The organism is Caulobacter sp. AP07, from assembly GCF_000281955.1.
Lineage (GTDB): Bacteria > Pseudomonadota > Alphaproteobacteria > Caulobacterales > Caulobacteraceae > Caulobacter.
Map to the genome: position 1 here is coordinate 20,877 of NZ_AKKF01000021.1, position 11,322 is coordinate 32,198.

Annotated in this window: 9 protein-coding genes; 6 read left to right on the forward strand and 3 right to left on the reverse strand. The window is 69.7% G+C overall.

What is annotated here, in order from left to right:
- Positions 1 to 31 precede the first annotated feature (31 nt).
- From PMI01_RS02140 to PMI01_RS02150, 3 genes are read left to right on the forward strand one after another with little or no spacing between them, the layout of a single operon-like run.
- Positions 32 to 1,237: an ABC transporter permease gene (locus tag PMI01_RS02140; protein WP_007662381.1), complete on the forward strand. Its 1,206-nt coding sequence runs from the start codon at positions 32 to 34 to the stop codon at positions 1,235 to 1,237.
- A complete protein-coding gene (locus PMI01_RS02145) occupies positions 1,234 to 2,001 on the forward strand; it encodes an ABC transporter ATP-binding protein (protein ID WP_007662382.1) in 768 nt (255 codons plus the stop codon). Before PMI01_RS02140 ends, PMI01_RS02145 begins: the two co-directional genes overlap by 4 nt.
- A gap of 17 nt (positions 2,002 to 2,018) precedes the next feature.
- Entirely contained in the window at positions 2,019 to 3,017 is a 999-nt protein-coding gene (locus PMI01_RS02150; protein ID WP_007662384.1) for an HlyD family secretion protein, read from the forward strand.
- Positions 3,018 to 3,194: 177 nt separating this feature from the next.
- On the opposite strand, the gene PMI01_RS02155 is transcribed toward PMI01_RS02150, so the two are convergent.
- Positions 3,195 to 5,579, reverse strand: a complete 2,385-nt coding sequence (locus PMI01_RS02155; RefSeq protein WP_007662386.1) for a heavy metal translocating P-type ATPase — start codon at positions 5,577 to 5,579, stop codon at positions 3,195 to 3,197.
- A gap of 79 nt (positions 5,580 to 5,658) precedes the next feature.
- On the opposite strand from PMI01_RS02155, the gene PMI01_RS02160 reads away from it, so the two are divergent.
- From PMI01_RS02160 to PMI01_RS02170, 3 genes are all read left to right on the forward strand, one after another.
- Positions 5,659 to 5,934, forward strand: a complete 276-nt coding sequence (locus PMI01_RS02160) for a metal-sensitive transcriptional regulator (protein WP_007662389.1) — start codon at positions 5,659 to 5,661, stop codon at positions 5,932 to 5,934.
- Positions 5,935 to 6,008: 74 nt separating this feature from the next.
- Positions 6,009 to 6,917 carry an SDR family NAD(P)-dependent oxidoreductase gene (locus PMI01_RS02165; protein WP_007662391.1) on the forward strand — a complete coding sequence of 303 codons (909 nt, stop codon included), beginning with the start codon at positions 6,009 to 6,011 and terminating at the stop codon, positions 6,915 to 6,917.
- A gap of 273 nt (positions 6,918 to 7,190) precedes the next feature.
- Positions 7,191 to 8,501 (forward strand): outer membrane protein transport protein, encoded by a 1,311-nt coding sequence (locus PMI01_RS02170; protein ID WP_007662393.1) that lies wholly within the window; start codon positions 7,191 to 7,193, stop codon positions 8,499 to 8,501.
- 3 nt (positions 8,502 to 8,504) lie between these two features.
- Here PMI01_RS02170 and PMI01_RS02175 read toward each other — a convergent pair whose 3' ends face one another.
- Positions 8,505 to 9,899, reverse strand: coding sequence for a lipocalin-like domain-containing protein (locus PMI01_RS02175; RefSeq protein WP_007662400.1), 1,395 nt, complete (start codon positions 9,897 to 9,899; stop codon positions 8,505 to 8,507).
- An 83-nt stretch (positions 9,900 to 9,982) separates the two neighbouring features.
- Positions 9,983 to 11,092 carry an Mrp/NBP35 family ATP-binding protein gene (locus PMI01_RS02180; protein ID WP_007662401.1) on the reverse strand — a complete coding sequence of 370 codons (1,110 nt, stop codon included), beginning with the start codon at positions 11,090 to 11,092 and terminating at the stop codon, positions 9,983 to 9,985.
- Positions 11,093 to 11,322 lie beyond the last annotated feature (230 nt).

An 11,322-nucleotide genomic window follows, 5' to 3' on the forward strand; every position in this document is an offset into this window, starting at 1 on the left:
CTGCAACCCTCGATTGGGGAGCGTTTCACGCATGTCGTTGGCCTTGGCCACACTGTTGTACGAGTGGCGTCGTTACATGGCGGCCGTGGTCGCCCTGGCGTTCTCGGGCCTGCTGGTGCTGGCCCAGGTCGGCATCTTCGTCGGCATCGGCAAGGGCTTCACCGCCCAGATCGACCGGGCCCGCGCCGACATCATGGTGCTGGGTCCCGGCGCCAAGGCGCTGTTCGGCGGACCGTCGGGCCTGCCCCGCCGGATGATCCCGCTGGTCTACACCCACCCCGAAGTGCTGCAGGTGGCGCCGCTGGACGGCTCCGGCGGCCGCTTCCAGAACATCCTGTCGCCCGAGGACCAGGCCAAGGCCGACGCCCGCGCCAAGCAGGCCGCCAAGGGCGGCGGCCCGAAGGCCGGCGGGGACGGCCGCAAGAGCGAGTTCGTCAATGTCACGGTGATCGACGCGATCCCCGGCTTCGTCACCGTGCCGACCGACTATACCGACAGCATGATCGAGGCCCTGCGCCGTCCCTATTCGGTGGCCGTCGACCAGACCGCCCTCAAGCGCCTGGGCGTCAAGAAGGGCGACAAGGCCCTCTACAACGGCAAGACCATCACCATCGGTGTGGTCACCACCGGCTATCCCAACATCATCCAGCCGACCCTGGTGATGTCGCGCGACACCCTGCGGATGCTGGGCGAGGCCGACACCGGCCAGCGCGTCGGCCCGCTGATGGTGCAGATCCGCGACCCGTCCCGCGCCGAGATCGTCGCCGCCCAGCTGAACAAGAAGGGCGACGGCAAGTTCCGCGCCTGGACCCGCCAGGAACTGGCCGACGCCAATTCCGGCGCCATGCTGGAAGACCAGATCATCGGCATCATCCTGGGCTTCTCGGCGTTCCTGGGCCTGCTGATCGGCGTGGTGATCACCTGGCAGACCCTGCGGGGCGCGATCATGGCCAACATCAAGGAGTTCGCTTCCTTGCGCGCCCTGGGCGTGTCGATCGGCGACCTGCGCAACATCGTCATGGAACTGAGCTTCTGGGTCGGGATCGTCGGGGTCGTGGCCTCCGCCGTGCTGACCTGGCTGGTTTCGCTGGCGGCCACGGCCGGCGGGGTGCCGATGTCGTTCCCGCCGATGCTGGTGGCGGTGGTCGCGGTGTTCCTGATCATCATCGCCATGCTGTCCGGCTTCCTGTCGCTGGGCGTCCTGAAGAACAGCCAACCTGCGGATCTCCTGCGATGAACGCTCCCGTGAAGATAAAAGGCGTAAGCGGCTTCGTTCACGGCGAAAGCGCCCTGACCGCCAAGGGCATCGTCAAACGCTTCAAGACCGGCCGGACCTTCGTCGAGGTGCTCAAGGGCGTGGACTTCGACGCCAAGCATGGCGACGTGACCATGGTCATGGGCCCCTCCGGCTCGGGCAAGTCGACCCTGGTGGCGGCCCTGTCGGGCCTGCTGCGCCCGGACGAGGGCAAGGTGGCGGCCCTGGAGGCGGCCGACCTGTGGAAGCTGTCGCCCGGCAAGATCGACAAGTTCCGCCTCGACCACTGCGGCTTCATCTTCCAGGGCTTCAACCTGTTCCCCGCCCTCACCGCCAAGCAGCAGGTGATGACGGCGCTGAAGTACCAGGGCGTCGGGCCCGGCGAGTCGGCCCGGCGCGCCCAGGCGGCGCTGGAGGAGGTGGGCCTGGGCCCGCGCGTCAACCAGCGGCCGTCGGAGCTGTCGGGCGGTGAGAAGCAGCGCGTCGCCATCGCCCGGGCCATGGCCAAGAACCCCAACCTGATCTTCGCGGATGAGCCGACCTCCGCTCTCGACGGGAAAAGCGGCCAGATCGTCATCGGCCTGCTGCGCGCCGCCGCCACCGAGCGCGGCGCGGCGGTGATCTGCGTCACCCACGACCCACGGCTCGAGGCCTATGCCGACCGCGTCATCCACATCGAAGACGGCCGGATCCTGGACGACGTGCGTAGAACGCCCGACGCCAATCCCGCGCCGCTCAGCCATTGATTTCCGAGGGAACCTTCATGCCCCGCTTTCTGCGCCGCCCCGCTTTCTGGATCGTCCTCGTCGTCGTCGCCCTGGCGAGCGGCGGCTTCTTCTTCATGAAGAGCCAGGCGGCCGAGAAGAAGAAACAGCTCGAGGCGGCGGCCGTCGCGCAGGAACCCAGCCCCTACGCGGCCATCGCCAACGGCAAGGCCGACGTCGAGGGCGGCATCATCCAGGTGGCCGCGCGCCGCCAGGGCATCGTGCGCGACGTCATGGTGCAGGAGGGCCAGGACGTGGTGGCCGGCCAGGCCCTGGCCAAGCAGGAGGACGACGACGCCCGCCTGGCCGCCGACACCGCCGCCGCCGGCTTGGCCTCAGCCCGCGCCCAGCTGGCGCTCTACCAGGTACAGCTGCGCACCGGCCAGCGCGAGTTCAAGCGCCTGCAGGCCCTGTCGGCCTCCAACTTCGTGGCCGGCCAGCGGCTGGACGCCGCCCAGGACCAGATCGCCGCGGCCAACGCCAACATTGCCGCCCAGCAGGCCGCCATCCAGGTGACCACCGCCCAGCTGGCCCAGGCCCGCTACAACCAGGAACTGACGGTGATCCGCGCCCCGGCCAACGGCCGTATCGCCCGCCGCTACGCCAATCCGGGGGCCGGCGCCTCGACCCTGAACGTCACGCCGATGTTCGACCTGGAGCCCCAGACCGCGCGCATCGTCCGCGCCGAGATCGTCGAGGCCGACATCCCCAACGTGACCATCGGCCAGGAGGTCGAGATCCAGCCCGAGGGCGACCCGACCAAGACCTATATCGGCAAGGTGCTGCGCCGCGCCGCCGTGTTCGGGGCCCGCAAGCTGGCCTCCGACGACCCCAACCAGCGCAGCGACGAACGCGTGGTCGAGGTGGTGGTCAGCGCCGACGGCGCGCCGCTGCTGGTGGGCCAGCGGGTGCTGGTGAAGTTCATGAAGCCCGGCAAGAAGGCGGGCGTGAACCGCGACGAACCCAAGCCCGTCGCGGCGGGCAAGAAGAAGGCCTAAATCCCTTCTCCCCTTGCGGGAGAAGGTGGCGGCAGAAGGCCGACGGATGAGGGGTCTCTCAGAAGCAAACGCCGCGACCGGCCTTTCGGCTTGTCGCGGCGTTTTCGTTCTTCAACCCCTCACCCGACCCCGCTTCGCGGGGCCACCCTCTCCCGCAAGGGGAGAGGGGATCCTCCCTCACCCCTTCCACGCCCGCAGCCGCAGCGCGTTGCCGATCACGCTGACCGAGCTGAGCGCCATGGCCAGGGCCGCCAGCTGCGGGGTCAGGGTCAGGCCGTAGGCGGGATAGAGCACGCCCGCCGCGATCGGCACGCCGATGGCGTTGTAGGCGAAGGCGAAGGCCAGGTTCTGGCGGATGTTGGCCATCACCGCCCGCGACAGGCTGCGGGCCCGCGCCACCCCGGTCAGGTCGCCCTTCAGCAGGGTGACGCCCGCCGCCTCGATGGCCACGTCCGTGCCGCCGCCCATGGCGATGCCGACGTCGGCGGCCGCCAGGGCCGGGGCGTCGTTGACCCCGTCGCCGGCCATGGCCACCACCGATCCCTCGGCCTTCAGCCGCTCGACCACCGCCGCCTTGCGCTCGGGGGCGACGTCGGCCTCGACCTCGTCGATGCCCAGGGCGCGGGCCACCGCCTGGGCTGTGACGCGGTTGTCGCCGGTCATCATCACCAGCCGCACGCCCCGGGCCCTGAGGGCCGCGACGGCCGGACGCGCGGACTCCTTGATCGGGTCGGTGATGGCCAGCAGCCCGGCCACCGCGCCGTCGACCGCCACCAGCACCACCGTGGCCCCCTCCCCGCGCAGCGCCGCCATCCGGTCGGTCCAGGCGCCCAGGTCCAGGCCCAGCTCGGCCAGGTAGCGGTCGGCGCCGATCACCAGCGCGCGGCCCTCGACCGTGCCCGTCACCCCCTTGCCGACCGGCGAATCGAAGGTCGACGGTTCGGCCAGGATCAGGCCCCGCGCCTTGGCCGCCTCGACGACGGCGTGGGCCAGGGGATGCTCGCTGCCGCGCTCCAGGCTGGCCGCCAGGCGCAGCAGGTCGTCCTCGCCGAACCCTTCCGCCTCGATGCGGGTCAGGGTCGGCTTGCCCACGGTCAGGGTGCCGGTCTTGTCGACCACCAGCACGTCGACCTTCTCCAGCCGCTCCAGGGCCTGGGCGTCCTTCAGCAGCACCCCGACATGGGCCCCGCGGCCGACCCCGACCATGATCGACATCGGCGTGGCCAGGCCCAGGGCGCAGGGACAGGCGATGATCAGCACGCCGACGGCGGCGACCAGGGCGTGGGCCAGGCGCGGCTCGGGCCCGACCAGCGCCCAGGCGGCGAAGGCCAGGACGGCGGCGGCGATGACGATGGGCACGAACCAGGCCGAGACCCTGTCGGCCAGGCGCTGGATCGGCGCGCGCGACCGCTGGGCCTGGGCGACCATGGCGACGATGCGGGCCAGCATGGTGTCACCGCCGACCTTCTCGGCCCGCATGACGAAGGCCCCGGTCTGGTTGATGGCGCCGCCGACCACGGCCGAGCCGGCCTCTTTCAGCACCGGCATCGGCTCGCCGGTGACCATCGACTCGTCGACATGGCCCCGTCCTTCGATCACCACCCCGTCGACCGGGATCTTCTCGCCGGGCCGCACGCGCAGGCGGTCGCCCGGATGGATGGCGTCGATCGCCACCTCGGCGTCGGTCCCGTCGTCGGCCACCCGCCGGGCGGTGCGCGGGGCCAGGTCCAGCAGGGCGCGGATCGCTCCGCCGGTCTGCTCGCGGGCCCGCAGCTCCAGCACCTGGCCCAGCAGGACCAGCACGGTGATCACCGCGGCCGCCTCGAAATAGACCGGCGGCGCGCCGTGGCCCGCATGGCCGCCGCCCAGGCTGGGCGGCAGGACGCCCGGCGCCACGGTGGCGACCACCGAATAGAGGTACGAGGCCCCTGTCCCCAGGGCGATCAGGGTGAACATGTTGAGGTTGCGACTGACCAGCGAGGCCCAGCCCCGCTGGAAGAACGGCCACCCCGCCCACAGCACCACCGGACTGGCCAGGACCAGCTGGATCCAGGCCGTGGCGCCGGCGTCCCAAGGCAGGGTCAGTCCGAACAGGTGCGCCCCCATGTCCATGATGAAGATCGGCAGGGTCAGGGCCAGGCCGACCCAGAACCGCCGGCCCATGTCGGCCAGTTCGGGGTTGGGACCGTCGTCCAGGCTGGGCGTCTCGGGCTCCAGGGCCATGCCGCAGATCGGGCATGAGCCCGGGCCCTCCTGGCGGATTTCGGGGTGCATGGGGCAGGTGTAGATCGTGCCCTTGGGCATGACGGCCGGCGGCGCGGGGTTCAGGTAGCGGTCGGGGTCGGCCTCGAACTTGGCCTTGCAGCCCGCCGAACAGAACCAGTGGTCCTGGCCGTCGTGGACCGTGTGGTGTTTGGCCGTCGCCGGATCGACGGTCATGCCGCAGACCGGATCCTTCACCGCGCCCTCGCCCCTGCTCTCACCCTTGTTCTGGCCGCCATGACAGCAGCCGTGGGCCGAATGATCGTGTTGGGCGTGGTCGTGAGCGGGGCCAGACGGCATCGGGACTTCTCCGGTGGGCGTGTTGGGTCTATATATACCCCCATGGGGTAATCTTACTACCCCCCTAGGGTATAATCAGATGCAAGCCGACACCAAGGCCTCGGCCACCAAACGCCTCAACCGCATCGAGGGCCAGGTGCGGGGCCTGGCCAAGATGATCGCCGACGACCGCTACTGCATCGACGTGGTCACCCAGATCTCGGCGGTGCAGGCGGCCCTGCGCAAGGTCGAGGAAGAGGTGCTGGCCGACCACGTCGCCCATTGCGTCGAGCACGCCATCAGCAGCGGCGATCCCGACGCCCAGCGCGAGAAGATCGCCGAACTGATCGCCGTGCTGAGCCGCAGTACGCGCTGAGCCTCTCTTGACGCCCCCTCTCCCGCGCCGCACAAACGCGCCAAACCAAACACGCGTTTGAGGGAGAGAAGAGCATGGCGGACGATATCCGGTTCGACGGTCAGGTGGCGATCGTCACGGGGGCCGGCGGCGGTCTGGGCCGGCAGCATGCGCTGGAGCTGGCGCGGCGCGGGGCCAAGGTGGTGGTCAACGACCTGGGCGGCAGCGTCGACGGCTCGGGCGGCTCGTCCGAGGCGGCCCTCGCCGTGGTCAAGGAGATCGAGGCCCTCGGCGGCGAGGCCATCGCCCACGGCGCCTCGGTGACCGACGACGCCGGCGTCGCCGACCTGGTCAAGACCACCATGGACAAGTGGGGCCGGATCGACATCCTGATCGCCAACGCCGGCATCCTGCGCGACCGCACCCTGACCAAGATGGAGCTGGCCGATTTCGAGGCCGTGATCCAGGTCCACGTGTTCGGCACCTTCAAGCCGATCAAGGCCGTGTGGGACATCATGAAGGCCCAGAACTACGGCCGCATCGTCGTCACCACCTCGTCCTCGGGCATGTACGGCAACTTCGGCCAGTCCAACTACGGCGCGGCCAAGATGGCGGTGCTGGGCCTGATGAACACGCTGAAGCTCGAAGGCGCCAAGAACAACGTCAAGATCAACGCCATCAGCCCGGTGGCCGCCACCCGCATGACCGAGGGCCTGATGCCGCCGGAAGTGCTGGAAAAGCTGAAGCCGGAATACGTCACCCCGGGCGTCGTCTACCTGGTGTCGGAAGACGCCCCGACCGGCGCGATCCTGACCGCCGGCGCCGGCGCCTTCGCCCTGTCGCGCATCTTCGAGACCGAAGGCGCCTATCTCGGCGAGGGCGGGCTGTCGGCCGAGGAAGTCCGCGACAACTGGGAACAGATCACCGCCGAGCCGGGCCAGAAGGCCTACTTCAACGGCGGAGAACAGGGCCAGAAGTTCTTCCGCAAGATGGCCGGCGGCTAAAGAGCAGTTTTCGACCAGACTGAATTGCGGCGCGAACCTGGCTTGTGTAGTGTTCCCTTACGTAAACCAGTTCGCGCCCTTTTTGGGCAACTAGAGCGACTTCTGACAGAACAGCGAAATCGGTTACTGCGACAGCGCGCATTGTTCTTTGACGTCGGGCACAAAATTCACCGTTTTGCGAATAAATAGCAACGGTTTTTGACTGCATGCGTTAGAGCGACGCCAACCGGCCTCATCAAGGACGCCGGATCTTCCTCCCCAGAAGGTCGTCACATGTCTCTCTCGCGTAATGCCCTCGCCGCCGGCGTGGCTCTCGCCACGCTCGTCGTCGCCAGCCAGGCCTCGGCCGCGGCTTTCTACCTGCAGGAACAATCGGTGCGCGGCGCCGGTCGCGCCTATTCGGGCGAGGTCGCCGATCGCGGCGCCGCCAGCCTGTGGTGGAACCCCGCCTCGATCGCCGGTCTCGAACAGAACGAGATCTACGGCGGCATCCACCTCGTACAGGTCGACTCCCAGGTCAACGACCGCGGCTCGACCCTGACCCGTCCGGTCATCCCGGGCGGCCTGACCACTCCGGTCGGCGGCGAAACCCGGGCCGGCGGTCCGATCAACAACGGCGTCGTGCCCAACCTCGCCGCCGCCTTCCGCGTCACCGACAAGCTGGCCGTCGGCCTGTCGGTCGCCGCGCCCTACAACTTCACCACCGACTACAACAGCCGTAGCTGGACCCGCTACGACGCCCTGAAGTCGAACCTCAAGACCATCGACGTCAACGGCACGGTCGCCTACCGCGTCAACGACATGCTCGACCTGGGCGTGGGCGTTTCGGCCCAGTACACCGACGCCGAGCTGACCTCGGCCCTGCCCAACCTGTCGCCCCTGCTGCCCGACGGTTCGTCCTCGCTGAAGGGCGACGGCAACTGGGACTACGGCTGGAACGTCGGCGCGCAGTTCCACGCCTCGCCGGCCCTGACGATCGGCGCCTCGTACCGTTCGAAGATCGACCACAAGCTGGACGGCCACGTCGTGGTGTCCGGCCTGCTCGGCCCGCTGTCCGCCGCCAACGTCAACACCGACGGCAAGGCCAAGATCACCACCCCGTGGATGGCCCATGTCGGCGCCCGCTGGCAGGTGAACCCCAAGACCACCCTGAACGCCTCGGTGTCGCGTATCGGCTGGAGCGAGTTCAAGGAGATCGTTGTCACCTATCCCGGCGGCGGCAGCGTCAGCCATCAGAACTACAAGGACACCACCACGGTGGCCGCCGGCGTCGACTATGACGTCAATCCCAAGCTGACCCTGCGGGCCGGCGTGGAGTACGACCCCACCCCGACCCCGGACATCGGCCGCACCGCCCGCGTGCCGGACGGCGACCGCATGCTCTACGCGGTCGGCGCCACCTGGGCCGCCACCGACGCCATCAAGCTGGACGCGGCCCTGTCGTACATCAGCTTCGACGACGCCACGATCAACCGCACGGAAACCATCTATCCGGGCACCGCGGCGGCCACGACCCTGAACCTCAAGGGTGACGTCGGCGGTTCGGCCGTCGTCATCTCGAGCGGCCTGCGCTGGAGCTTCTAGGCTTCAATTCGAGCCGACCGAAACGCGGCCGTCCGGGGTGACCTGGGCGGCCGTTTTCGTTTCGGAGCCCTGGCCTTCCAGCTTGGCCCGCAGCCAGGTCTCGACGCGCAGCTTCTGTTCGGCGGGGTTCTCGAAGCCGACGCCTTCGCAATAGCCGACGCCCGAGATCTTGACCGGCTCGCCGTTGACCATGCCGATGGCGGTCACGGTGGCGGCCGCCTCGGAATATTCGGTCAGGCCGCCCATCCACATCGCCTGGTCGGCGATCAGGGTCTTCGGCTTGACGACCAGCATCACCGGCCCGCCCAGCGTTCCGGCCTCCAGCGTCCAGTCGGACGGATAGCCGACGCCGGTGGCCTGGCTGGGCGCATAGTCGCCGACCTCCAGCAGGGCCGGGATCAGCCACGATTTGCCGCCCTCCACATAGGTCCCGAAGCCGCCGTTGAAGAAGGGCAGCTTGCCGCCCACCACCGCCGTGTGCGGACAGGCCAGGGTCAGGGAGCGGTCGCCTTCGAACTGGAACTCGAACCAGCACCAGCCGCTCCAGCCTGGCGCGGCCGCCGTGGCCGGGGCCGGATAGCCGCCCCACTGGTGGTCCATCCAGGTGACGCCCGAGGCGACCTGATAGGCCACGCCGCCCACGGTGACCGTGCCGGTCGTCGCCTGCTGGGGCCAGCTGTAATAGTACCAGGCCACGCTGGTCGGCGCGCCAGCCGGGGCGCCGATATAGCCGTCCTTGCCCTGCAGGAAGAGCGGATTGGTCGCCTGGGCGGTGATGTCGACCACCAGGGCCGGACGGCCGGTCAGCGGGTCGCCGTCGTCCTCGATGCGGAAGGTGATCGGGAAGACGTCCGAGGTCCCGGTCAGCCTGACCTTGCCGACCACCATCTTGAACGGGTCGTTGCCGATCTCCACCCCGCCCTCCAGGGCCGAGAAGGTGGTGGGCGGCAGGGCATAATGCACCACCGGCTGGCCCGGCAGTTCCAGCGTCACGGCGATGCTGGTGCTGTAGATCTGCCGCTCGACGTCGGTCAGGGTCGGCGCGGTGGCGGCGGTGGCGATGGCCTTGCGGAACAGGTTGGTGATCACGTTCACCTTGCCGCCGCCCACCAGGTCCAGGCTCTGGGTCAGGTAGCGCCACTCGATCGGCGTGTCCCAGTGCTCGCCATGGTCGGCCGGGAAGCTCAGCGCGGGGGCCGGCGGCATCGGCGGCGGCAGGGTCATCCCGGTCCCGGTCCAGCCGCCGAGCAGCTGGTAGGCGATCTCGACGGTGGTGGGGCTGGGCGACTGGGCCGCCACGGCCTTGATCAGGGCCAGGGCTTCGGGGTCATAGTAGTTGGCGATCGTCTCGAGATAGGCGGAAAACGCCTTTCCCAGCGGGCTGTTGTCGGTCGGCATGATGCGTCTCCCCTCGCGATGGGAGAACGGTGTCATGCAAACAACCTTTAGTCGAGAACGAACAGGTCGGGCCGCGAGAAAGCCTAGCCCACGGCGCGCCACAACGCCGCCGCCGCGCCGACGAACGCCTTGGCCGCCGCGCTGTCGGGAGCCCGCAGCACCACCGGCGCGCCCGCGTCGCCGGCTTCGCGCACGGCGATCTCGATCGGCACCTGGGCCAGCACCGGCACGCCCAGGGTCGCCGCCTCGGCCACCCCGCCGCCGGCCCCGAAGATCGGGATCGGCGCGCCGGTCGCCGGGTCGGCGAAGAAGGCCATGTTCTCGATCAGGCCGAGGATCGAGGTGGCGGTCTTGCCGAACATCGCCGCCGCCCGGCGGGCGTCGATCAGGGCGATCTCCTGCGGGGTGGTGACCAGGACCACGCCGTCGATCCGCAGCTTCTGCACCAGGGTCAGCTGGATGTCGCCGGTGCCCGGCGGCAGGTCGACGACCAGCACGTCCAGCGGCGCGGCTTCCGAGCCCCAGGCCACGTCGTGGATCATCTGGCGCACCGCCGACGAGGCCATCGGGCCGCGCCAGATCATCGCCTTGCCCTCGTCGACCAGGAAGCCGATCGACATCAGCTTGATCCCGTGGGCCTCCAGCGGCTGCAGCTTGCCGTCCTCGAAGCTGGGCTCGCCGTCGATCCCCATCATCCGCGGCGCCGACGGGCCGTAGACGTCGGCGTCCAGCAGGCCGACGCGCAGGCCCTGACGTGCGAAGGCGCAGGCCAGGTTGGTGGCGACGGTCGACTTGCCCACCCCGCCCTTGCCCGAGGCCACGGCGATCACGTGCTTCACATGGGCCGGCTTCTCGGCTTCCGGCGGCGGGACCAGGCGGGCCTGGTTGTCCTCGGAAACCTTGGCGCCCTTGCGCACCCGGGTGGTCTCGGGACCGGCCTGGGCGGTCAGCACCACCTGGGCGGCGTCGATTCCCGGCAGGGCGGCCAGGACCTTCTCGGCGGCCTCGCGCACCGGGGCGTAGGTCGCGGCTCGCGAGGCCGGCACCTCGAGCATGAAGCCGGCGCGGCCGGCCCGCACGACCAGACCCTGCACCAGTCCGGCCGCGACCAGCCCCTCCCCCGAGACCGGATCGACGACCAGGTCCAGCGCCGCGCGGGCGTCGTCGAGGGTGGCGGGAAGGACTGCGGTCACGGGATTATCTTGCCTTGTGCTGCGGGGGCTCTCATATCCGCGTGCGGGGGTCGTTTTACAACCCCGCCAAAGTAGCAGTGACGGGAAGACCACGCCGCCCATGCCCTGGAACGACAACGCAGGCCCCGGACCCTGGGGATCCCCGCCGAACGACGGCAAGAAGGACGGCGATCGACCCAGGGGCGACGACCCGCGTCCCGGCGGCGGCCCGAGGGGCCCCGGCGGCCCGC